Here is a 21585-nt window from a genome sequence, read left to right as displayed (position 1 = left end):
CGGGTTCCTCTCTGGTTTCGCGGGCCGAACCCGTCCGGCCCCTTCCCGCTGGCCCCTCTCCGGCTGTTCCCACTCCCGCTGATCCCACCGCGACCGGCCCTCTCGGGCGGCCGCTCAGGCCGGGCCCAGCAGCCCGAGTTCGTACGCCCGAACACCCGCCTGGAAACGGGAGTTGGCGCCCACGTCGCGCATGATGGCGGCGACGTGGCGGCGGTAGGTGCGCAGCGAGACCTGGATCTCCCGGGCCGCCACGTCGTCGGTGCGACCGGCGCGCAGCCGGTCCAGGATCTTACGCACGGAGTCGGTCCGCAGCCGGTCGGCCAGCCGTAGGTGCTCGGCCATCGGCATCGCGGTGCGCCAGGCGGCGGCGAACATCAGGTCGAGGACGCGTACGGACGCCGGGTCCTCGATCACCGAGGCGTACCGGCCCGGCTGCCCGGGGCCCGCGTGGACGAAGGCCGTCTGGCCGTCCACGATCACCCCGCCCTGGAGGTCGCCCGTCTCCACCCGCACCTCGTGGCCGGCCAGGCCGCGCCGCACGGCGGTCGCGACGCCCGGCGTCTCCAGCGCGTCCGCCGCGCACAGGACGCGCACCGCCACGCCCCGGTTCGCCACGCCGGCGAGCTGGTCGAGGAGCGGTGCGAGCGACTGCGCCTGGTCCGGGCAGCTCGACACGATGACGCTCACGCCGTGCCGGGCCTGGGCGATCAGTTGGTGCACGGTGCGGCGGGCCGCGGGCCCGTCGTCGGCGACCACCACGGCGGCGGGCTGCTCGCAGCGGCGGCGGTGCAGGCTGACGGCCGACTCGATGAGTTCGCAGACCTGCCGCAACGCGTGCTCCACCGCGTCCGTACCGCCCGCCTCGTCGCCCTCAGTGCCCTCGCCGCCGTCGGACAACCCGGCGTCGGGCCGGCCGCCCGGTTCGCGCGACCCGTCCGGGCCCCACGCGGGCGCGCTCCGCCCCGCCTGCCCGGGGTCGGCCCAGCCGAGGCCCGCCCGGCCCCCGTCGCCGCCCCGTACCTCCCCGGCCCACCCGTCGCCGCCCCGTACGCCGCCGGGCCACGCCCCGCCGTGGCGTACGGCGCCGGCCCGTGGGCCGTCGGCGCGGGCGCGTTCCGCGTGCTCGCGGGGCGCGTCGTCGGGCCGCTGCCGCACGTCGGCCGGGTAGGCGTACGCGGCGCCCGCGGCCTCCCGCTCCGCGCCACTCGCCGCGCGCCGCGCGCCGGCCGCGCCGCGCCACGCGGGACCGCCCTGCTGCGGAACGCCGTGCTGCGGCGGCAGACCCTGCTGCGGGACGCCGTCGCGCGGTGGGCCCTGCGGTGGAGCGTCCGGCGCGGTGGCGTCGCGTGTGGGCGCGCCCGCCACGGGGGCGAGGGGGTCGCCCGGGCCGCCCCCCGTAGCGGTCCGCGCTCCCCACCTCGCCCCCGCCGGTCCGCCGGGGGCCGTCCCCCGTCCCCCGTCCAGGTGGCCGTGCTCGTTTTCGCGTACGGAATCCGCCGCGCCCGGCACCACGGATCTCGTCGCGGAATCCCGCGTCGCGTATCGCGCGGAATGCGCGGCGGCCGGTGTCCGATGGCGTGCCGGTATTTCCGGGCGGCCGCCCTGTCCCGTATCCGGAAGACCGACCGGGCGGGCGGATGACGCGTTGTGCCGCACTCCCAGCGCGTTGGTGAACGAAGCCCTTACGGGATTCGCCAGCGGGCCTTTCCGCTCGGCGGGCGGTGCGGGTGGATCTGAGTGGGCGGATGGGTCCGGATGCGGCTGGGTCAGTGGATTCGTATGCGGGCTCGTATCCGTGCTCTGTGACATCGTCGCCAGTTCTGCCATGACTCCCCCATGCGATGCGCGGCGCGGCGTTCCCGAACGTGTCGTCAACGCTTCGAACACACAGGTGGAGCGAATCAGTCGCGTTATCGAAAGATTCGGTTGTCGGAAAATGCGGTGACGGGTTCGCTGTTCTCCCCCGACGCCGCGTCCACCTGTGCGCCACTCGTTCTTCACTCACGAACTTCGCTCATGAGCCGGTGTGCATTTCCCGTGGCTGGAATGACCCACCCACTGCGCCGCGAGATTAGTTCGCTGGCCGCGACCCAGTCAACGCACCCCAAGAGGCAAAGAAAAGGCAAAGACCGCGTTGTGTACCGGGTCCGTCACGGGGTTGCCCCGACGGCGCAACGCGCTTGACAGCAAACTGCCGGCGCCGGCCGAAACGTGCGCCTCTCGACGCCACTTCCTCCACACGACGCACACGCGTCGCTACACCGAGCGAGCTGGCGCCGGTCACTTGTCCGGTTGTGGACAGCCGCATCGCCCGATTGGCAAGTGTGTGTCAGTTACGGAATCCTTACCCGCCCCCGGTCAACCTCCGCCGACCACCGGTGGCGCGATTCCGCCCCCACCCGCGCGAGACCACACCCACGGGCCCGCCCCGATCACCCGCGCACCGCCCACGTCGCCGGGACGCCGGGACGCCGGCAACGCCGAGGTCGCCGCCGAGCCAGCAGGCCCGCCGGACCAGCCCTTCGCCCACCGGCCCGCGACCGGGCTCCGGACGGGGCCCGACGCGCCGCCGCGCGCCGGGCCCCGTCCGGACCACGGCCCGCGCCGCGCCGACACTGGTACCGCAGCCCAGGCCAGGGCGCTTCGCCCGACGCGTAGGAGACCGCTCGTGCCCGACCCCCACCACCCGACGACGAACGGCCCCGGCCCCGACCCAGACCCCGAACACACCCCGGCCCCGAACCCGGCCCCAGACCCGGGCTCGGCCTCGGCTCCGGACGCCGCCCGCCCCGGCACCCCGGACACGCCGCCGCCCGCCGAGCCGCGCCCGCCGGCCGCCCCGCACGGCGCGCGGGCGGCCGGCGAGCCGGCCCCGCTGCCCCCGTTCCTCGGCCGGCCGAGGACGGGCAGCCGGTGGCGGGTGCTCGCGGTGGTCGCCGCCGGCGGCGCGCTCGGTGCCAGCGCCCGCTACGGCGCCGGGCTGCTCTGGCCCACGGAGCCGGCCGCCTTCCCGTGGACGACGCTGTGCGTGAACGTCGTCGGCTGCGCGCTCATCGGCGTCTTCCTCGTCGTCCTCCAGGAGGCGTGGCAGGCGCCCCCGCTCGTACGACCCTTCGTCGCCACCGGGGTGCTCGGCGGGTTCACCACCTTCTCCACGTACGCCGTGGACGTGGAACGCCTCGTCCACGACGGCGAGGTCGCCACCGCCCTGGGCTACCTGGCGCTCACCCCGCTGGCCGCGCTGGTCGCGGTCTGGGGCGCGGCGACCGGCACCGACCGGTTGCTCGCCGGACGGCGGGCCACCGCATGACCTGGCTCCTGGTCGTCATCGGCGCGGCGGTGGGCGCCCCGCTGCGCTACCTGGTCGACCAGCGGGTACGCGCCCGCTACGCCACGACCTATCCCAGCGGAACCTTCCTGGTCAACGTGGTGGGAAGCCTCGCGCTCGGGCTGCTGACCGGCGCCGCCCTCGCGGGCGCCGCCGGCTCTCGGTGGCAGGCGCTGCTCGGCACGGGCCTGTGCGGAGCGCTCACGACGTACTCCACGTTCTCCTACGAGACGCTCCGCCTCGCCGAGACCCACCGCCGCCGGCTCGCCGCCGCCAACGTCGCCGTGACGCTGCTGACCGGCCTCGCCGCCGCCTTCGCCGGCGCGACCCTGGGCCGCGCCCTGTTGGGTTAGCCGCCGGCTCCGGCGTGCGAGCCAGCGCCAGAACCCGGTCGCCCGCGCGCCGGGGCGCCGCCGGCCCGCTGGGCGCCGCCGGCCCGCCGGGCGCCGCCGGCCCGCCGGGCGAGGGGGGCCAGGCGGCGCCACTGGTCCAGCGGGAGGGCGGCCGGGTGGGCCGGCAGGGCCTGTAGGCACACGTGGTCGGCGCCCGCCGCGAGGTGGGCCGCGACCCGCTCCGCGACGCCCTCGTCGCCGATCGCCACGAGGGCGTCGACCAGGCGATCGCTCCCGCCGTCGGCGAAGTCCGCCTCCGTGAAGCCGAGCCGCCGCCAACTGGCCCGGTAGGGCGCGGCCGGCAGGTAACCCGCGATGTGCTGGCGCGCCCGCTCCCGCGCCTGCTCGGCGGGCAACCCGGCCACCACGGCCTGCTCCACGATCAGGGCTCGGCCCGGGCCGAGCGCCGCGCGGGCCCGCGCCGTGTGCTCGGGCGTGACGAGGTAGGAGAACGCGCCGGCCGACCGCTCCCGCGCCAGCGCGACGGCGCGCGGGCCCAGCGCGGCGAGCACCCGGGGCGCGCCGGGCGCGTCAGCCGCCGGCGAGCCGTCGACGCCGGCCAGCGCGAGCAGCGGGTCGGGCGCGTCGAGCCCGTCCAGGTGTTCGCGCAGGGCCGTCAGGGGCCGCTCGTACCGCAGCCCGAGAACGCCTTCGACCAGCCGTGCGTGCGAGGTGCCGAGGCCCAGCACGAACCGCCCCGGGTGGGCGTCGAGCAGCGCGCGGGCCTGCCCCTTGACCATGCGCGGATGCCGTCCCCAGATCACCGCGATGCCTGTCCCGACGACCAGCGAACGGGTGGCCGCCAGCAGTGTGGCCGCCTCCATGAACGGGTCGCGGACTAGCCCTTCGCTGAGCCAGAGGGCGCCGTACCCGAGCGCCTCGATCTCGGCCGCGGCCGCCGCGGATTCCTCCGGTGGCCGCAGGTCCATGCCGGGCGTCCAGAGGCCAACGGCGTTGAGGAAGGGCAGGGTCGGCTGCATGGGCGATCTCCCCACTAGAATCCGGAGTGGCACTCCGCATCGTATCGGAGTGCCACTCCGGTACGTCCGGGCCGGGCGGCGGGAAGGAGACGACGTGGTGCGGGAAGGCGACATGGCAGCAAAGGGCGCGGGGACGGCGGAAGGCGCCATGGCGACGGAGGATGACGTGGCGACGGAAGGCGACACGGCGGCGCGGGGCGGGGCGGTCCGACCGGGCGCGCGCCGGCGCAAGGACGCGCAGCGCAACCGGGCCCGCCTCATCGAGGCGGCGAGCGCGCTCTTCGACGAGGTGGGGACGGAGGCGGCGGCGATGAACGACATCGCCCGCCGCGCCGGCGTCGGCCCGGGCACGCTGTGGCGCCACTTCCCGGACAAGGAGGCGCTGACGGCCGAGGTCGTCGGCCAGAGCCTGGACGACCTCGCCGACCTGGCCGGCCACCTGCTCGCCGCCCCCGACCAACCGGACGCCCTCGCCCGGTGGGTCGCCGCGCTCGTCCGCCACATCACCCGCTACCGCGGCCTGGCCACCAGTTACGCGCACGCCGCCCGCACGGCGGAAGGCCCCCTGGGCGCGCGCTGCCAGGCCGTCGAGCGGGCCGCCGCCGAACTGGTGGCCCAGGCACGCGAAAGCGGTCGGGTGCGGGCTGACCTGACCGCGGCCGAACTCGTCCAGCTCGCGACGGCGGTCGCCTGGGCAGCCGAGACGACCACCGACACGACCGCGCGGCCCACCGACCCGACGCGCCTCCTCGACCTGGTCTTCGACGGCGTACGCCCGCGCTGAACACGCCGCCGCCCCGCCCCGTCCGTCCGGTACGACGGCGGGGCGGGGCGGGACGAGCCGGGACGAGACGGGCCGGCCCGTGACGGCGCGCGCCGGGCCGCTCACCTCGGTGAGGCGCCGCCGTCACCCACGAAGTCCGCCAGCGGGAAGGCCGCGACGTGTGCCGCGGGCCGGGACACGTACAACTGCGCGTGGTAGTAGCCCTGGTCCTCCTTGCCCCGCGGGTCGGCGCCGGCCGCCACCACCCCGGCGATCGCGTGCCGACGCTCGGCCACATCCGCGAACCGCCGTTGCACGAAGGTACGTTTAGGACCCGCCGTCTCGGTGACGAGACCGAACCCGCGCAACGCCTCCGCCACCGGCTCGTACGACACGCCACGCAACACGAACGCCGCCACCCACAGCGGGCCCTCGATCACCTCGGCCAGCCGGGAGACGGTGCGGCTGGTGATGTACCCGATGCCGCCGGTGACCGTGACCAACCCGGCGCCAGCCACGGCGCGCCGCAGTTCGGGCCCCGGATCGGCGCGCTCCAGGTCCTCGCCGAACGCCTCGTCCAGGAGGCCGGCGGTGCGCGCGTAACCGACCGCACGCTTGGCCGCGTCAAGACCGACCACCCGGGCGGCGTCCGGCAGCCGCCGCTCGGCGAAGAACCGCCGGTCGCTCGCGATGAGTTGGTCCGACGTCAGGGCCGCTAATCGCGGGTCCGTATACCGCTCGTACAGCTCGTCCAGCGTCAGCTTGTGTTTGAGCAGCGCGGCGTTGATCCCGTACGAGCAGCACAGGTCCACCACGGTCGGCGGGCGCTCGGCCGGCTGAGCGCTCGACGCGTCGGCCAGGACGCGCGCGGCCAGCAGTTGCTGAAAGACCTCTTGTGCGTGGTGGGGAATCTGGTATGCGAGTGGTCGCAGCGTCCGGAAGTACCCGCGGGGATCGGGCAGGTCATAGATCTCATCGAAGCGGGCCTTTCCGCGCAGTCCGTCGTCCAAATCCACTCGTGCACCGGTCATGGCACCTCGTCTCTCACCCAGGCAGGCGACTCCCACCCGTTTCATGGCTAGTGCCTGAGGTGGGGCGAGGAAACAGTGCGGTGTGGATTTCGGCCAGGCACGGCCGTCATTCGGTCGCGCCCCGCATAGCGCCGGGGGCATGTGCGCCCCGGCGGCCGGGCCGGGCCGCCGCGCCCCCGCGCCACCGCGCGCGACCAGCGCCGATACCGGCCCCCGCGACCCACCCTCGACACGCCCCCCACGGACGGCCCCCTTTCGTCCACGGACCGCCGCTCCACCCGCCAGGAAACGACGGGACTTCGTCCCCGCACGAGCGACGGAATGGGTCAACACGGCACGCGATACCTAAGAAACAAAGGATTTCAGACGATATAGGCGACCATTCCCGGAGTACGGGTGCGGGTTTCCCTTTACGACGGGGCGCGCGCCGCCGGCCCGCCGGGTACCCCGGAAATCCATCCGAAGCACCCGGCACGCACCGAGCACGCCACGTACGGGGCACGCCCAGGACGCACGTGGGCGCGCACGGCACGTATGGGGGCGCATGACACGCGCGGCAGGCGCGACGTACCCCGACCGTGTGTCCCACCGGGCCCACCCGTCACGACGACGGACGCGGCACCGTTTGCCAGACGACCCCGAGGCCGGTCGGCCGAGGGCCCTGGGACCAGCGGACCAGCGGACCACGGAACCAGGCCCACGCTCGTCAGGCCGGAGCCGGCCCGGAGTCAGTCGAGCACCGCCGCCACGGACTCGATCTCCACGAGCTGGTCGTCGTACCCGAGCACGGTGACCCCCATCAGCGTGCTCGGCACGTCGTGGTCGCCGAACCCGTCCCTGACCACCTGCCAGGCGGTGACCAGGTCAGCCTGGTGCTGCGAGGCCACGAGCACCCGGGTGCTGATGACGTCCGTCAGCTCGGCCCCCGCGTCCGCGAGCGCGGTACGCAGGTTCTCCAGCGCCTTGGCGGCCTGACCCGCGTAATCCCCCACGGCCGCCGTGGTCCCGTCGGCGTTGAGCGGGCAGGCCCCGGCGAGGAAGATCAGCCGCGCGTCGGCGGGTGCCGTGGCGGCGTACGCGTACTCGGCGACGTCGGACAGCGTGGCGGAACGGATGAGACTGACGGCACGGGCCATGGCGCGACTCCTCGCGGGGCAGCGGTCGAAACGGACGGTCACAGCGGACGTTCGCACCCCACGGGCGTGGCCGACGACCGGGCCGACGACCGGCTACCTGGCCGGCAACGGGCGGAGCCGACGACGCGCCCACCGGACACCCTGCGGCACAGGTCAACAGGCCACACGGCGTACGGGTGGACATCGCCAGCCTGCCACGCGGGGCCACGTCCCGGTCAACGCGTTTTCCGTTCGCCGACGAGGCCGGCCCGGGCGGCGGGGACGGGCGCCGGGGCCGGGGATCGTACGCACACGGGCCGGCTCCTTCCACGAGGCCCCCCGACCCCGCTGGCGCCCGTCAGGACCGGCCGCCACCCAGCGCGCCCACCGCCACGGCCCTGACGTGGTCGCGAAACCAACGATGCGCGTGGTCAACGGAGTTACGGGGGTGCCAGGCCATGCCGACGGCCACCGGCGGGAGGTCCAGCGGCAGGGGAAAGGTGCGCAGGCCCAGGGCGGCCATGGTCTCGGGCAGCCAGTCGGCGAGGGTGAGCGAGACCAGGTCGCTGGTACTGGCGAGCATCATCGCGCTGGTGTGGCCGGGCACCACGACCGCCACCCGGCGCCGTAGATCGCGGCGAGCCAGTTCGGCGTCGATCGGACCGTGTCGCCGGCCGCGCCGGGAGATCCCGATGTGGTCGGCCTCGGCGAAGCGTCGCGCGTCGATCGGCCCGTCGAACAGCGGGTGGCCGCCGCGCGCGACGCCCACCATCGGCACCTCGGTCAGCGTCTCGGCGCGGGTCTCCGGATCGAGGTGCCCGAGGACGCCCAACTCCAGGTCGGCATGGCCCTGTCGCAGCGCGGGGCCGCCCTCCAACGTCTCCGCCAGGAACACCACGTCCACCTGCGGCGCCGCGCTGTGGACCCGTTCGAGGAGCGGCCCGGCGAGGCCGGTCAGCAGCAGGTCGGCGGCCTGGACGGTGAACGTCCGCCGCAGTTCCCTGACATCGAACGCGGTAGCCGGCCGGAACAGCGCGTCGGAGCGCCGTACCAGCGCGCTCACCTCCTCGCGCAACTCCAGCGCGCGGGGCGTGGGCACCAACTCCTGGCCCGCCCGCACGAGCAGTGGGTCGCCGGCCGCCCGGCGCAGCTTGGCGAGCATCCGGCTGGCCGCGGCGGGCGAGGTGCCCAGCCGCTCGGCCGCCCGCGTCACGCTGTTCTCCTGGAGCAGCGCGTCCAGCGCCCGCAGCAGGTTCAGGTCCATCCCCACGCCCCCGTCCAGGGTCATTCCGCTGAGCGCAACAATGCCGTGCTCATCTTTGCATTGCCCGCGAGGCAGTCGACTGCCGAGAGTGGACCCACCCGCGAACGAGCGGGACAGCGACCCACCGGGAGAACTCCGTGCAGCAGTCCGTCCGTGACCGGTTGGCAGGCGACGTCGTGGCCGTGGTCAGCCAGAGCGGCCCCACCGTGTCCTTCTACGACGCCGCCACCGACCGGCACCTCGACACCGTCGAGGTCATCGCCGAACCGCACGAACTGTGCTTCGACCCGACCCAGCGCCTCTTGTGGTGCTCCACCGCGTACAACTCCGGCTACTACCACGCCAACACCGGCCGACGCAGCGAACTCACCGTCATCGACGCCGACACCCGCCGCGTCGTCGAGGTCGTCGACCTCGCCCCCGAGCACGGCCCGCACGGCTTGGCCCTCGACCCCGTAGGCGGCCGGCTCTACGTCAGCGTCGAGGGCTCGGCCGACCGCCCCGGCGGCGTCGTCGTCATCGACACCGCGACCCGCCGCCCCGTCGGCCGCATCGACACCGACGCCCCGGGGCCGCACTGGTTCGTCATCGACCCCACGGGCACCGTGGGGTGCGCCAGCAACAAGGAGGCGCCCTTCGTCTCCCTCGTGGACCTCGAACGCGGCACCCTCACCGCCAAGGTCGAGGTGCCGGGTAGCGAGGGCCTCGCCTTCTCGCCCGACGGCTCGAAGGTCTTCGTCGCCGCCCCGTACGCGGCGTTCGGCCCCACCGGCGACACCGCCGGCCCCCGCCCGACCCCCGGCGTGCGCGTCATCGACCCGCGCACCGCGACCGTGACCGACACCCTCGCGACCGACCACGTCATGCTCCCGGTGCACGCCACCGCCACCGGCAGACTCCTGGTCGGCGAGGTACGCATGGAGCCCGCCCCGGACTCCCAACTCGGCCGACACGCGCCCGGGCGGCTCACCGTCTTCGCCACCGACGACCACGCGCGGCTCGGCAGCGTCGAGGTCGGCCTGGCCCCCCTGACCATCACCTCGTCCCCCGACGGCCTCCTCGGCTACGTCGCCTGCGCCGCGTCCTCCACCGTGGACGTGGTCCACCTCGACACGCTGGAACGGCTGGCCCGCCTGGAGATCCCCAAGCGGGGCGAGCCCGGCGCGCACGGCATGGCCTACATCCCCCGCCACCCGTAACCGCCGACCTGTAACCCGTAAGCCGTAGCCCGTAGCCGCCGACTCCCCTGCCCAGGCACGAGTGGGCGAGAGGCGCGACAGCCACCCACCAGAACCCGAGGCGGGTCGCGCCGGCCGAGCCGCCCGCGACCTGGCCGACGCGCCACCACCGTCAGGTGGGTTGGTAGTCCCAGAAGCAGTAGGCGCAGGCACCTCGCCCCTCCCCCCGCGCCTCGGCCAGCGCGACGCGGCGCGGCGGATGGTTCTCCATGCCCAGGCGGAGGGCGTAGTGCTGCCCCTCCCGCAGGGCCTTGCACCCCGACGAGCGATGGAAGACCGAACCCCCCGCCGTGACGAACACGTGCTTCACGAGCCCCTCGGGAGCAGGCGCGCAGTCCACGCACTGCTCGACGACCATGTCGTGCATGCATCGCTCACTCATACCGCGAGGCTAACCGGCGCCACTGACAACCGAGTTGGTCCGCCCGTCGGCGTCCACGGCGGGAACGCGGCCGACAGTAGACGGAACGGGTCACCCCGCCCGGCGGGTCAGACCGCCCGGTTGCCCTTCGGCTTTCCGTGCTGCTCCGGCGTGCCGTGCGGCGGCGGGTGGATCGGCTCGGTCGACGTCGCCGGGGACACGGGCGATCCCGCGCGGCGCGGCGGTGCCTGCGGCCGCGGCGCGGCGGGGTCGGCCCCCGTCGGCTCGGCGCCGGACGCCAACTGCTCCAGCCGTGCCGTGAGCAGTTCGACGACGGCGGTACGTTGCCCGTGGCTCTGCTCGTACTCCAGCAGGGTCCGCAACTCCGTGGCGTCCAGGGCGCGGACGCGGTGCTGGAGTTCCCCGAGGGGGAGCCCGTCGTAGTCGGGCAGCGGTAGGTCGCTGCGGTTCGCTTCGCTCATCGTCGCTCACTCTCCTCGCGTCGAGGGTGGTGCGGGGACCGCCGGCCGGACCGACCGCGCGGCCGCCCGGGGCTCATCGGGTGTCGACCATCCCACCGGTGACGGCGATCGTCTCGCCGATGGTGTAGCTGGAATCGGCGTCCGAGGCCAGGTACACGTACGCCGGAGCGATCTCCTCCGGTTGGGCGGGCCGCCCCAGCGGCGTGTCGCTGCCCAGCTGGTCCAGGCCCTCCTTGGGCATGTGTGGATCGGCGTTGTTGAGGGCCGTCCACGTGGGCCCGGGGGCCACCACGTTGGCGCGTACGCCGCGGCGGGCCAGGTGGGGAGCGATCGACTTGGTGAAGATGATCAACGCTCCCTTCGAGGCCGCGTAATCGATCATGGTGACGCTGCCCTTGAGCGCCTCCTCGGTGGCCGTGGCGATCACCGCGTCGCCCTCCCCCAGGTGCGGCAGGGCCGCCATCACCAGGTGGAAGTAGGCGTAGACGTTGGTCTTGAACGTACGGTCCCAGTCCTCGGCCGAGAGCTGCTCCAGCTCCAGCTTGCTGTTGAGGTAGGCGGCGTTGTTGACCAGGATGTTGAGCTGCCCGTACTCCCGTACGGTCCGCTCGACCGCCTCACGGCAGAACTCCGGGTCACACAGGTCCCCGGGAACGAGCAGGCAGCTACGGCCGTGCTCCCGCACGGCCCGCTGGGTCTCCTCCGCGTCGGACTGCTCCTCCGGGAGGTAGACGATCGCGACGTCCGCGCCCTCCCGCGCGTAGAGCACCGCGACGGCCCGCCCGATGCCCGAATCGCCGCCGGTGATCAACGCGGTCTTGCCGAGCAGCTTGTCCGCCGCCCGGTAGCGCTCGGCGCGGTAGTGGGGCCGGGGGTCCATCTCGGACTCAAGGCCGGGTCGGGACTGCTTCACCGCGTCGAAGGGCGGGGCCGGCTCCGAGGTGACCTGCGGCGCCGCACGCCCCCGGTCGCCATCGTTCGGTGAGCTGTCGTGCTGCACGATGCGCCTCCTGTACGGACTCCGTCAACGGCCGCGAGCGGCTGCTCGCACCGCGACCCCCGGGGGCCGCCCCCGCGAATCGCCCGGCCCGGGTGCCCACACCACAACCCCGACAAACGACCCCACTCCCCCGTGTGCGCGGACGGGCCCCGGGGTACCCGTCGATCACTCGAACCCGGACAAGCAACACACACCGCACCACCAGCACACCCCACGAACGGAGGGACCATGACGACTCCCGAGGAGAGCCGCCGCAAGACACCGAAGACGGACGACGTGCTCGGCGACCCGGACACGCACCAGAAGGACGAACAGCAAACCCCCGGCGCGACGAGCCGCACCCTGGCCGAGGCGATGGACGAGGCCAACATCACCCCGGACGACTACGACCAGGAACCCGGCGACGACCAGCCCTCACGCCCCTGACCCCCGCCCCGCCCCCACCACCCGCACGACACGTTCCCACACCCACGTCGGCGCCCGCCCACACGACCGCCGCCCATCAGCCCCCAAACCAAACGCCCCGGACCAACCCAGGTCCGGGGCGTTTCGCGCGGCCCAACGACGTGTCCGCACACAGAGCCGACTGTCGGGTTCGAACCGACGACCTTCGCTTTACAAGAGCGGTGCTCTACCAACTGAGCTAAGTCGGCGCGTCCCCAGCAGTGTACCCACGCTCACGGCGTGCCCCGGCCGGAATTCCCCTGGACCCGCACGACCCGCGCACCGACCAACCCAAGCCCGAGCCGCCACCCGCCCGCATCCTCCCGCACCCGTGGCCGCGCGCCGCCCCCAGCCCCGGCCCCGGCCACCCAACCCAGCCACCACCCACCCAGCCCCACCCGAACCCAACCCGTCCACCGACCACCCACCCACCGACCGCCACCACCACCCGCCACCGCACCCCCACACCCACCCACCGCCCCCACCCAGCACACCCACCCGCTCCCACCACCCGGAACTTCTCCGGCGGTGGCTACTGACACGAGAGCCCTGGCCAGGTACCGTCACGGCAAGTCTGGTCAGTGGACTAGACCCCTTCCCCGCCGTCGTCGGCGTGCGGAAGGCTCCGCTCGACCTTTACTCGGATCGTCCGGCACGTTCCTGCCGGTGAAGGGAATGCACCATGGCTTCGGTCACGTACGACAAGGCGACCCGGATCTACCCGGGCTCCGACAAGCCCGCCGTCGACCAGTTGGAGATCGACATCCAGGACGGCGAGTTCCTCGTCCTGGTCGGCCCCTCCGGCTGCGGCAAGTCCACCTCGCTCCGGATGCTCGCGGGGCTTGAGGACGTCAACGGTGGCGCCATCCGCATCGGCAACCGGGACGTCACCCACCTGCCGCCGAAGGACCGGGACATCGCCATGGTGTTCCAGAACTACGCGCTCTACCCGCACATGACCGTCGCCGACAACATGGGCTTCGCCCTCAAGATCGCGGGCGTCAACAAGAGCGAGATCCGGGCCAAGGTCGAGGAGGCGGCGAAGATGCTCGACCTCACCGAGTACCTGAGCCGCAAGCCCAAGGCGCTCTCCGGTGGCCAGCGGCAGCGCGTCGCGATGGGCCGGGCGATCGTGCGTGAGCCGCAGGTCTTCCTCATGGACGAGCCGCTGTCCAACCTGGACGCCAAGCTCCGCGTGCAGACCCGTACCCAGATCGCCAGCCTGCAGCGGCGGCTCGGCATCACCACCGTGTACGTCACCCACGACCAGGTCGAGGCCCTGACCATGGGCGACCGGGTCGCGGTGCTCAAGGACGGGCTGCTGCAGCAGGTCGACTCGCCGCGGAACATGTACGACCGCCCGGCCAACCTCTTCGTCGCCGGCTTCATCGGCTCGCCGGCCATGAACCTGGTCGAGGTCCCGATCGCCGACGGCGGCGTGAAGTTCGGCAACAGCGTCGTTCCCGTCAGCCGCGAGGCCCTCGCCGCCGCGGCCGACAAGGGCGACAAGACCGTCACCGTCGGCGTCCGCCCGGAGCACTTCGACGTCGTCGAGCAGAACGGCGGCGCCACCAAGACCCTGGCCAAGGCGGCCAGCGACGCCCCGGCCGGGCTCCCGGTCACCGTCAACGTGGTCGAGGAACTCGGCGCCGACGGCTACGTCTACGGCAGCGCCGAGGTCGGCGGCTCGACCAAGGACCTCGTCGTCCGCGTCAACGGCCGCCAGGTGCCGGAGAAGGGCAGCGTGCTCCACGTCGTCCCGCGCCCCGGCGAGACCCACGTCTTCGCCACCTCCACCGGCGAGCGCCTCACCGACTGACGCCCTCCCCGCCGCCGTCCCTCCCCTCTCTCGGGATCACCCAACCACCCCCGTACGGGCGGATTTCCGGGCGGGGACCGGGGGGATGACGGAGACGCTGGGCACTGGTAGCCGACACGCGCCGCGCATCCGCCGCAATGCGGATGCGCGGCGCTGTCGTAGTGAAATCCCCGCAGAACAGGCATTTCGATCCGTGTGCGTCAACACGCGAATCGCATGTGGATGCCATGTCATCCCTCAACAGGGTGACTAAATGTCGCCAAATCATCACTGCTCGCTACGATCGCGGGCATGAACCAGGCCGCCCGCCGTATCGGCAGAACCCTCGCCTTCGTCCTCCCCGTCGTTCTCATCCTCTCCGGCACCCTGGCGGTCACCGCCGTGCCGTGGGCCGGGAACTCCGGGGACTCGGTGCTCACCGCCTCCTCCAAGAACGCCTCCAGCCAGGCCGGCCAGCGCCCCCAGCACGAGGTGCTGCGCGACCAACTCCTCACCGAACTCCAGGAGAAGGACCCCGGCGTGGCCCTCACCGACCTCCAGGAGGCCATCACGGAGCGCCCCTCGCTCGCCCGGCACTGCGCCTCCATCGCGCGGGCGCTCGGCCGCGCGGCGGTCGCCAAGTACGGCGGCGCCGCCCACCGCGCCCACGCCTTCTCCCGGCCCGTGTGCGACACCTCGTTCGCCTCCGGCGTCGCCCAGGCCAACTGAGGCCCGACAGCGGGCCGCCTCCGGCATCCGCCGCCGGCCCGCCGCTCGGCCCGCCGCGTGAGATGTGACCCGTCGTACGAGTCGGCATGCGAGGTCCAGCGTCTGGTCGGCGTCCGCGCCGGCCAGCACTTATCGTGCGGACCATGACCGACGATCCCATCCGTCCCACGACCCCTGCCGGCCCCGACGCGCCCCATCGGCGGCCGGCACCCGGCGGGCCCGCGCGCGCCGCCACCCCCGGCACCGCCACCCCCGGCACCGCCACCCCCGGCACCGCCACCCCCGGCACCGCCGCCGCCACGGGCCCGTCCGTGGCCGCGGGCTCCCCGTCGCCCGCCGCGGCGCCCGAGCGCGCCCCGCGCCCCGCCGCGGACTCCGCCGCCCCCACCCAGGCCGTCATCCTCGCCGGCGGCCAGGGCTCGCGGCTGCGCCCGTACACCGATGACCGCCCTAAGCCGATGGTCGAGATCCCCGGCACCGGGACCCCGATCATCGGCCACCAGCTCAACTGGCTGGCCACCGAGGGCGTGACGGACGCCGTCGTCTCCTGCGGCCACCTCGCCGAGGTCCTTGAGGACTGGCTGGCCAGCGCCGACCTCCCGCTCCGTGTCACCACCGTCGTCGAGAACGAGCCGCTCGGCCGCGGCGGCGGCCTCAAGTACGCCGCCGCCTCGCTCCCCGACCCGGACCGGCCCTGGTACGCCACCAACGGCGACATCTGGACCCGGTTCTCGCTGCGCGAGATGGCGGGCTTCCACCACGAGCGCGACGCGGCGGCCACCCTCGCGCTGGCCAGGCCGCGCATCCCGTGGGGCGCGGTGGAGACCGACGAGTTCGGGCACGTCCTCGACTTCATCGAGGCGCCTCCGTCGCCGTACCTGATCAACGCCGGCGTGTACGTGTTCTCCGCCGACTTCACCACCCTGCTGCCCGACCGAGGCGACCACGAGCGGACCACCTTCCCCCGCCTCGCACGCGAACGCCGGCTGGCGGGCTACCCGCTGCCGCACGGCGCGTACTGGCGCGCCATCGACACCGCCAAGGACCTCACGGAGGCCGCGAAGGAACTGGCCACCGGCGGCCCGGCGGACAAGGGCTGAGCCGGACACGGCTCGCACGCCCCGAGGCCGCCGTGTGACGGCGCGCGGGCCTCGACCGACGGCGGCCCCCAGCGGGCCCACGGCCCCCGTACGCGCGCCCGTACCAACGGCAGCAGCGGCGCCCCGGTGGGACGCCGCTGCTGTACGAGGAGGCGTACGGGGCCGCGGTGGGCTCGTACGCCGGAGTGGCTAGCCGAGCAGGCCGCCGAGGGCGCCCTCGCGGCCCATGCCGCCGCTCGTACCGCCTCCGCTGGTGCTGTCGGAGTCGCTCTCCAGGTCGCTGTCGCTGGCCGGGGGCGGGGCCTGCCGCTGTTGCTGGGGCGCGGACTGCGGGGCCTCGGGCTGCGCCTGCGGGGCGGTCTGGGCGCCCGAGGTCTGGCTGCTGGTCTGGCCGCCACCGACCTGGCTCTGTTGCTGCTGCTGTCGCACCCGGGGCTGGCTCGGCCCCGCGGTCAGCCCTCCGGGGGCCGGTTGCTGCCCGGTGACGCCCGGCGTGCTCGCCACGCTGGGGGCCGACGAGGCGGGGCTCGGCGTGCCGTCGGCCGCGGACGGCGAACCGCTCCGCTTGTCCTCCGGACCGCGGCTGCCGGGCGACTTGCTCGCCTCGGGCGTGCCCGGCAGCGGCTTGCCGGGCAGGTGGTTGGTCGGCGGCTCGCTCGGTCCCGGCACCCGCACGGTGTCCGAGGAGCGCACCGCGCCACCCAGCATCGAGCCGATCAGCAGCGTCAGGCCGGTGATCACGGCCGCCAGCACCGAGCCGCGCCGCAGCACGCGGCGGCGCAGGTCGCGGACCTCGACGCGCGGCCCGAGCCGCCGCCACGCCTCGCCCGCGAGCCGGGCGTCCATCGAGTAGACCGGCGCCCCGGCGATGATCAGCGGGCTCCACGCGGCGAGGTAGATGATGTCGGGCGCGTCGTACGCCGCCACGGTCCGCCAGCTCACCGTCACCAGCAGCGCGGCCGACAGCAGCGCCCCGACCGACGCGGCGAGCCGCTGCCACAGCCCGAACACGGTCAGCACTCCGACCACGACCTGCGAGAACGCGATGGTCAGGCCGGCGCCCACGGGGTGTTCGAGCGCGAAGTCACGCAACGGGGACGCCACGTCCCACGGGTGCAGCGACTGCAACCAGATGACCATCGACCCGCGCTCGCCGCCGTCGAAGTACACCGGGTCGCAGAGCTTGCCCATGCCCGCGTAGATCGAGATGAAGCCGAGGAAGACGCGCAGCGGGAGCAGCACGACGCCCAGGTTCATCCGGCGCCCGGGGTAGTACGCGTGGCGCACGGCGTCGGGGTTGCGCCGCCCGCGCGCCGCGCGCCGCGACGCGCCGGCGGGGCCGGTGTCCGTCTCGTCGGCGGCGTCGGCGTACGCCGCCGAGTGCCACCGCGCCGTGCCGTCGTCACCGCCGGCGACGGGGCCGATCACCGTGGTGTGTTCGCCGGTGTCGAGCCCGTCGTCCGGTGAGTCGGCGTCCGGGCTGCCGTCGAACCGGCCGCGCGCGTACCGCGTGCCACCCGGCGGGGTCTCGTCGTTGTACGGCGTGCGGGGGCCGATGACCAGGGCCTGGGCGGGGGGCTCGGGCTGTCCGACGGCGACGCGCGGCAGCACCTGGGTGGCGCCCACGTCACCGCCGGGGCCCTCGGGTTCGCCGTACGGGGTGGTCGCGGCGCCGGAGGTGGGGCTCGGCGGGCGCACGGTGCGCGTGGCGCCGGTCGTCGCGGTGGCGGCGAGGCTGGCCTCGGACTGTCGTACGGCCTGCAGGAGTTGGGTCGCCGCGCCGTCGCCCGGGCTCGTACGACCGCTCCACACCACCGGGGCTCTGCGCCGCGCCGGGCGCGCTCCCAGGCCGGCACCAGCCCCGGCGAGCGCGGCCATCCGCGCCGTCTCCACGAGCGCGCTGCTCTTGACGGGGGTCGCGAGCTGCACTCGGAAACTCGCGTGGGAGACCACGACCTGCGCGGGGTCGCTCGGCACCTTCGCCATGTTCAGGCGCGGCTCGTCGTCAAATCCCGGTGAGCGTCCCCCCGGAGGTGTGCGGGGTGTTCTGGTGTCCACGCTCATCTAACCGAGTGACCCCCGGTTAAGACACTGCCTTGACCGCCTCGAAACTGTCCGAGACCCGTCAAGCCCGCCGTCGCCTCACCCAAGCGCAGGCCAGCGCCGCCCGGCGGCACGCCGGGCGGCGCGAAACGAGCCGCGCCCCTCGCCTCTCACGGGCCCGCCCGGCCCGCCGCCGCGAACCGCGCGGCGGGCCGACGCGCCGCCGCTCAGCGACGGCGGCGGCGAGCCGCCTCGTACAGCACCACGCCGGCCGCGACGCCCGCGTTCAGGGACTCCGCGCCGCCCGGCATGGCGATGCGTACCCGCAGGTCACAAGTCTCGCTGACCAGGCGCGACAGGCCCTTGCCCTCGCTGCCGACCACCACGACGAGCGGACCGTCCAGCGCCTCGACCTCGCTCAGCTCCAGCTCGCCGTCGGCGGCCAGGCCGACGACCGTGATGCCGGCCTTCTGGTACGCCTCCAGCGCGCGCGTCAGGTTGGTGGCGCGGGCGACGGGGGTGCGCGCCGCCGTGCCGGCCGACGTCTTCCACGCGCCGGCCGTCATGCCGGCCGCGCGCCGCTCGGGCACGACGACGCCGTGCCCGCCGAACGCGGAGACGGAGCGGACGACCGCGCCGAGGTTGCGCGGGTCGGTGACCCCGTCGAGGGCGACGATCAGCGGGTCCTCGCCGGCGTCGAACGCCTCGGCGGCCAGGTCCTCGGGGTGCGCGTAGTCGTACGGCGGGACCTGGAGCACCAGGCCCTGGTGGTTGAGCCCGTTGGTCATGCGGTCCAGCTCGGGGCGCGGGGCCTCCATGAGGTTGATGCCGCCGCGCTCGGTCGCCAGCCGCAGGGCGTCGCGCACCCGCTCGTCGCTGTCGATGAACTGCTGCACGTACAGCGCGCTGGCCGGCACGCCGTCGCGCAGCGCCTCGAAGACGGAGTTGCGCCCCACGACCAGCTCGTTGGTGCCCTTGGGCCCGCCACGGCGCGGCGCGGGCCGCTTGGCCGCCTGCCGCACCTTGGCGTTGGCCGCCCGCTGCTTGACGTGTCCCTTACGCATCTCGGCGGGCGGGGTCGGGCCCTTGCCCTCCAGGCCCCGGCGCCGCTTGCCGCCGCTGCCGACCGTCGCGCCCTTCTTGTTGGACGTGCGGCGGTTCCTGCGCTGGCTGTTACCGGCCATGGGTCACCTGTCTCTTACTGCTCACTGCTCAGCCCGTACTGCTCAGCAAAAAAGTCGATGTTACGGAAAGTGTGCCGCCCGGCGTACCGCGCGGCACACCGAGCCGTTCCGGCGTGGCTTTCTGTTCCGCTGTCCGCCCAGCTCAGCGGGGTCCCAGCTCCCAGCGCGGGCCGGACGGAGTGTCCTCAATCACCAGTCCGGACTGCTGGAGCTGGTCGCGGATGGCGTCCGCCGTGCCGTAGTCCTTGCGGGTGCGCGCGGCCTGCCGCTGCTCCAGTACGAGGCGCACCAGCGAGTCCACGACGCCGTGCAGGTCCTCACCGCGCTCGCCGCCGGACGACCAGCGCTCGTCCAGCGGGTCGAGGCCGAGCAGGCCGAGCATGGCGCGCACCTCGGCGAGCCGGGCGACCGCGGACTCCTTGTCGTCCGCGGTCAGCGCCGAGTTCCCCTGCCGGACCGTGGTGTGGATGATCGCGAGGGCCTGCGGGACGCCGAGGTCGTCGTCCATCGCCTCCGCGAAGGCCGGCGGCACCTCGGCGGCGGGCTCGACCGGGCCGGCCTTCTCGACCACGCGCTGGACGAAGCCCTCGATCCGCGCGAACGCGGACTCCGCCTCGCGCAGGGCCTCCTCGCTGTACTCGATCATCGACCGGTAGTGCGGGGTGCCCAGGTAGTAGCGGAGCACGATGGGGCGCCAGCGCTTGACCATCTCGGAGACGAGCACCGAGTTGCCGAGCGACTTGCTCATCTTCTCGCCGCTCATGGTCACCCAGGCGTTGTGCACCCAGTAGTCGGCGAAGCCGTCGCCGTACGCCTTGGCCTGCGCGATCTCGTTCTCGTGGTGCGGGAAGATTAGGTCGATGCCGCCGCCGTGGATGTCGAAGCGGCGGCCCAGGTACTTGTGGGCCATAGCCGAGCACTCCAGGTGCCAGCCGGGTCGGCCACGGCCCCAGGGCGTGGGCCAACTCGGCTCGCCGGGCTTGGCCGCCTTCCACATCGCGAAGTCGCGCCCGTCGCGCTTGCCGGCGCCGACGTCGCCGGCGTTCGGCAGGTTGTCCAACTCCTGGTTGGACAACTGGAGATACTCCGGGAAGGACCGCACGTCGAAGTAGACGTTGCCGTCGACGGCGTACGCGTGACCGCGCTCGATCAGACCGCTCATCATCTCGATCATTTCCGGGACGTGCCCGGTCGCGCGCGGCTCGTAGGTGGGCGGCAGGCAGCCGATCGCCTCGTACGCGTCGTTGAAGGCGCGCTCGTTGCGATAGCCGATGGACCACCACGGCTCGCCGCTCTCGGCGGCCTTGACCAGAATCTTGTCGTCGATGTCGGTGACGTTGCGGATGAACGTCACGTCATAGCCGCGGTAGGTGAACCAGCGGCGCATGATGTCGAAGTTCAGGCCCGACCTGATGTGCCCAATATGCGGTGCGGCCTGCACGGTCGCGCCACAGAGGTAGATCGAGACACAGCCCGGCGTCAGCGGGGTGAAGTCACGGGTCTGCCGGGCGCTGGTGTCGTACAGGCGAATGGTCACGCCACAAGGGTAGTCGGAACAGGGCAGTGCCCCGCGACCCCCGGGCCCGCGCGGACACAGAAGCGTGATATTCGGCGCGCTTCGGTCAGATCGTGGGGCGCTGTGCGGCGGGGGTGCGGTGGCGACGGGGTCGGCCGGCGGACCGGCAGGGGTCGGAGCCGGCCTGGGTCAGAGTCGGCCGACGACCTTGCGCGGCGTCACCCGGATCACGACCCGCTCCGCGTCCTCCCCGCTGCGCGGGTTGAACTCCGCGTACGTCTTGCCGGTGTACTTCAGCGACAGCTCGTCGATCAGCTCCTGGCCGCCCTCGGTGCCAACGGTCGCGGTGCCGCGGATCTCGGCGTAGGTGTACGGCGCGTCCGCCGGGTTGACCAGCACGGTCACCCGCGGGTCGGCGGCGAGGTTCTTCTCCTTGCGACGGCCGACGGTGGTGGAGATCAGCAGGTCGTCCCCGTCACGCTTGACCCAGACCACGGAGAGCTGCGGACTCCCGTCGGGCTGGATGGTCGCGATGGTCACGAAGACCGGCCCGTCGAGGATGCGCTTGAGGTCTTCGGAGAGTACGGCTGACACGGTGGGTCCTTCCGTCACGTCGATCGCCTGGCGGTCTCGCCCGGCAGTGGATCACGGGGCAGGTTCCTCGATGGGTACCCAACAGCCCCGGGCCCACCCGCATTCCCCACCCGCGCGTGAGCCGTACGGAGCAGCGCGCCCGGCGCCGACTCGGCCGCGTGCGGGGCCCGGGCCCCGCACGCGTGGAGGCGGTGACTCACGCGGGTCACCGCCCCGGACCGGC

At 73.8% G+C, this 21585-nt stretch carries 20 protein-coding genes and 1 tRNA gene; 8 read left to right on the top strand and 13 right to left on the bottom strand.

The window, feature by feature from the left end:
• Nucleotides 1-114: 114 nt before the first annotated feature.
• Nucleotides 115-1365: a TrmB family transcriptional regulator sugar-binding domain-containing protein gene (locus OYE22_RS19280; RefSeq protein ID WP_277321565.1), complete on the bottom strand. Its 1251-nt coding sequence runs from the start codon at nucleotides 1363-1365 to the stop codon at nucleotides 115-117.
• Nucleotides 1366-2875: 1510 nt separating this feature from the next.
• Between OYE22_RS19280 and crcB (OYE22_RS19275) the strand changes: the two genes are divergently transcribed.
• Both crcB (OYE22_RS19275) and crcB (OYE22_RS19270) read left to right on the top strand, forming a co-directional pair.
• Nucleotides 2876-3310 carry a fluoride efflux transporter CrcB gene (crcB, locus tag OYE22_RS19275; protein ID WP_277324209.1) on the top strand — a complete coding sequence of 145 codons (435 nt, stop codon included), beginning with the start codon at nucleotides 2876-2878 and terminating at the stop codon, nucleotides 3308-3310.
• On the top strand, nucleotides 3307-3681 hold the full coding sequence (gene crcB / locus OYE22_RS19270; RefSeq protein ID WP_277321564.1) for a fluoride efflux transporter CrcB: 375 nt from the start codon (nucleotides 3307-3309) through the stop codon (nucleotides 3679-3681). The genes crcB (OYE22_RS19275) and crcB (OYE22_RS19270) overlap by 4 nt, the downstream gene beginning before the upstream one ends.
• Here crcB (OYE22_RS19270) and OYE22_RS19265 read toward each other — a convergent pair.
• Complete coding sequence (locus OYE22_RS19265; RefSeq protein ID WP_277321563.1) at nucleotides 3678-4700, bottom strand: TIGR03620 family F420-dependent LLM class oxidoreductase; 1023 nt, start codon at nucleotides 4698-4700, stop codon at nucleotides 3678-3680. The two genes, crcB (OYE22_RS19270) and OYE22_RS19265, sit on opposite strands and share 4 nt — an antisense overlap.
• 148 nt (nucleotides 4701-4848) lie before the next feature.
• Between OYE22_RS19265 and OYE22_RS19260 the strand changes: the two genes are divergently transcribed.
• Nucleotides 4849-5484, top strand: coding sequence for a TetR/AcrR family transcriptional regulator (locus OYE22_RS19260; RefSeq protein ID WP_277321562.1), 636 nt, complete (start codon nucleotides 4849-4851; stop codon nucleotides 5482-5484).
• Nucleotides 5485-5585: 101 nt separating this feature from the next.
• Here the strand turns inward: OYE22_RS19260 and OYE22_RS19255 are convergent, their stop codons facing one another.
• From OYE22_RS19255 to OYE22_RS19245, 3 genes are all read right to left on the bottom strand, one after another.
• Nucleotides 5586-6494 carry a hypothetical protein gene (locus OYE22_RS19255; protein ID WP_277321561.1) on the bottom strand — a complete coding sequence of 303 codons (909 nt, stop codon included), beginning with the start codon at nucleotides 6492-6494 and terminating at the stop codon, nucleotides 5586-5588.
• Nucleotides 6495-7222: 728 nt separating this feature from the next.
• Complete coding sequence (locus OYE22_RS19250) at nucleotides 7223-7630, bottom strand: Rid family hydrolase (RefSeq protein ID WP_277321560.1); 408 nt, start codon at nucleotides 7628-7630, stop codon at nucleotides 7223-7225.
• 337 nt (nucleotides 7631-7967) lie between these two features.
• Nucleotides 7968-8873: a LysR family transcriptional regulator gene (locus tag OYE22_RS19245; RefSeq protein WP_277324208.1), complete on the bottom strand. Its 906-nt coding sequence runs from the start codon at nucleotides 8871-8873 to the stop codon at nucleotides 7968-7970.
• A gap of 137 nt (nucleotides 8874-9010) precedes the next feature.
• Between OYE22_RS19245 and OYE22_RS19240 the strand changes: the two genes are divergently transcribed.
• The gene (locus OYE22_RS19240) at nucleotides 9011-10072 is read left to right on the top strand and encodes a YncE family protein (protein ID WP_277321559.1); all 1062 of its coding nucleotides are present in this window, start codon (nucleotides 9011-9013) and stop codon (nucleotides 10070-10072) included.
• A 151-nt stretch (nucleotides 10073-10223) separates the two neighbouring features.
• Here OYE22_RS19240 and OYE22_RS19235 read toward each other — a convergent pair whose 3' ends face one another.
• From OYE22_RS19235 to OYE22_RS19225, 3 genes are all read right to left on the bottom strand, one after another.
• The gene (locus OYE22_RS19235; protein ID WP_277321558.1) at nucleotides 10224-10493 is read right to left on the bottom strand and encodes a hypothetical protein; all 270 of its coding nucleotides are present in this window, start codon (nucleotides 10491-10493) and stop codon (nucleotides 10224-10226) included.
• A 107-nt stretch (nucleotides 10494-10600) separates the two neighbouring features.
• Nucleotides 10601-10954 carry a hypothetical protein gene (locus tag OYE22_RS19230; protein ID WP_277321557.1) on the bottom strand — a complete coding sequence of 118 codons (354 nt, stop codon included), beginning with the start codon at nucleotides 10952-10954 and terminating at the stop codon, nucleotides 10601-10603.
• A 73-nt stretch (nucleotides 10955-11027) separates the two neighbouring features.
• Nucleotides 11028-11954, bottom strand: a complete 927-nt coding sequence (locus OYE22_RS19225; RefSeq protein ID WP_277321556.1) for an SDR family oxidoreductase — start codon at nucleotides 11952-11954, stop codon at nucleotides 11028-11030.
• Nucleotides 11955-12182: 228 nt separating this feature from the next.
• On the opposite strand from OYE22_RS19225, the gene OYE22_RS19220 reads away from it, so the two are divergent.
• Entirely contained in the window at nucleotides 12183-12380 is a 198-nt protein-coding gene (locus OYE22_RS19220; protein ID WP_277321555.1) for a hypothetical protein, read from the top strand.
• Nucleotides 12381-12534: 154 nt separating this feature from the next.
• Here OYE22_RS19220 and OYE22_RS19215 read toward each other — a convergent pair.
• Nucleotides 12535-12607: transfer RNA gene (locus OYE22_RS19215), tRNA-Thr, on the bottom strand.
• 473 nt (nucleotides 12608-13080) lie between these two features.
• On the opposite strand from OYE22_RS19215, the gene ugpC reads away from it, so the two are divergent.
• From ugpC to OYE22_RS19200, 3 genes are all read left to right on the top strand, one after another.
• The gene (gene ugpC, locus OYE22_RS19210) at nucleotides 13081-14217 is read left to right on the top strand and encodes a sn-glycerol-3-phosphate ABC transporter ATP-binding protein UgpC (RefSeq protein ID WP_277321554.1); all 1137 of its coding nucleotides are present in this window, start codon (nucleotides 13081-13083) and stop codon (nucleotides 14215-14217) included.
• 291 nt (nucleotides 14218-14508) lie between these two features.
• A complete protein-coding gene (locus tag OYE22_RS19205; RefSeq protein ID WP_277321552.1) occupies nucleotides 14509-14925 on the top strand; it encodes a hypothetical protein in 417 nt (138 codons plus the stop codon).
• 398 nt (nucleotides 14926-15323) lie between these two features.
• Nucleotides 15324-16025, top strand: a complete 702-nt coding sequence (locus OYE22_RS19200) for a nucleotidyltransferase family protein (protein ID WP_277324207.1) — start codon at nucleotides 15324-15326, stop codon at nucleotides 16023-16025.
• Nucleotides 16026-16214: 189 nt separating this feature from the next.
• On the opposite strand, the gene OYE22_RS19195 is transcribed toward OYE22_RS19200, so the two are convergent.
• From OYE22_RS19195 to OYE22_RS19180, 4 genes are all read right to left on the bottom strand, one after another.
• Nucleotides 16215-18089, bottom strand: coding sequence for a DoxX family protein (locus OYE22_RS19195; RefSeq protein WP_277321551.1), 1875 nt, complete (start codon nucleotides 18087-18089; stop codon nucleotides 16215-16217).
• Nucleotides 18090-18295: 206 nt separating this feature from the next.
• Nucleotides 18296-19252 carry a 23S rRNA (guanosine(2251)-2'-O)-methyltransferase RlmB gene (gene rlmB, locus OYE22_RS19190; protein WP_277321550.1) on the bottom strand — a complete coding sequence of 319 codons (957 nt, stop codon included), beginning with the start codon at nucleotides 19250-19252 and terminating at the stop codon, nucleotides 18296-18298.
• A 142-nt stretch (nucleotides 19253-19394) separates the two neighbouring features.
• Complete coding sequence (gene cysS, locus OYE22_RS19185) at nucleotides 19395-20789, bottom strand: cysteine--tRNA ligase (RefSeq protein ID WP_187062174.1); 1395 nt, start codon at nucleotides 20787-20789, stop codon at nucleotides 19395-19397.
• A gap of 168 nt (nucleotides 20790-20957) precedes the next feature.
• Entirely contained in the window at nucleotides 20958-21362 is a 405-nt protein-coding gene (locus OYE22_RS19180) for a PPOX class F420-dependent oxidoreductase (protein WP_277321549.1), read from the bottom strand.
• Nucleotides 21363-21585: the final 223 nt, after the last annotated feature.

Source organism: Streptomyces sp. 71268 (assembly GCF_029392895.1).
Taxonomy (GTDB): Bacteria; Actinomycetota; Actinomycetes; order Streptomycetales; family Streptomycetaceae; genus Streptomyces.
The sequence above is the reverse complement of the archived record's forward strand: the minus strand, read 5'-3'. Positions and strand labels throughout refer to the sequence as shown.

What these genes read in the sequence shown, in the direction of transcription:
- crcB (WP_277321564.1), top strand. Translation starts at nt 3,307, where the DNA reads ATGACCTGGCTCCTGGTCGTCATCGGCGCGGCGGTGGGCGCCCCGCTG.
- OYE22_RS19265 (WP_277321563.1), bottom strand. Translation starts at nt 4,700, where the DNA reads ATGCAGCCGACCCTGCCCTTCCTCAACGCCGTTGGCCTCTGGACGCCC.
- OYE22_RS19260 (WP_277321562.1), top strand. Translation starts at nt 4,849, where the DNA reads ATGGCGACGGAGGATGACGTGGCGACGGAAGGCGACACGGCGGCGCGG.
- OYE22_RS19255 (WP_277321561.1), bottom strand. Translation starts at nt 6,494, where the DNA reads ATGACCGGTGCACGAGTGGATTTGGACGACGGACTGCGCGGAAAGGCC.
- OYE22_RS19250 (WP_277321560.1), bottom strand. Translation starts at nt 7,630, where the DNA reads ATGGCCCGTGCCGTCAGTCTCATCCGTTCCGCCACGCTGTCCGACGTC.
- OYE22_RS19245 (WP_277324208.1), bottom strand. Translation starts at nt 8,873, where the DNA reads ATGGACCTGAACCTGCTGCGGGCGCTGGACGCGCTGCTCCAGGAGAAC.
- OYE22_RS19235 (WP_277321558.1), bottom strand. Translation starts at nt 10,493, where the DNA reads ATGAGTGAGCGATGCATGCACGACATGGTCGTCGAGCAGTGCGTGGAC.
- OYE22_RS19230 (WP_277321557.1), bottom strand. Translation starts at nt 10,954, where the DNA reads ATGAGCGAAGCGAACCGCAGCGACCTACCGCTGCCCGACTACGACGGG.
- OYE22_RS19220 (WP_277321555.1), top strand. Translation starts at nt 12,183, where the DNA reads ATGACGACTCCCGAGGAGAGCCGCCGCAAGACACCGAAGACGGACGAC.
- ugpC (WP_277321554.1), top strand. Translation starts at nt 13,081, where the DNA reads ATGGCTTCGGTCACGTACGACAAGGCGACCCGGATCTACCCGGGCTCC.
- OYE22_RS19205 (WP_277321552.1), top strand. Translation starts at nt 14,509, where the DNA reads ATGAACCAGGCCGCCCGCCGTATCGGCAGAACCCTCGCCTTCGTCCTC.
- OYE22_RS19195 (WP_277321551.1), bottom strand. Translation starts at nt 18,089, where the DNA reads ATGAGCGTGGACACCAGAACACCCCGCACACCTCCGGGGGGACGCTCA.
- rlmB (WP_277321550.1), bottom strand. Translation starts at nt 19,252, where the DNA reads ATGGCCGGTAACAGCCAGCGCAGGAACCGCCGCACGTCCAACAAGAAG.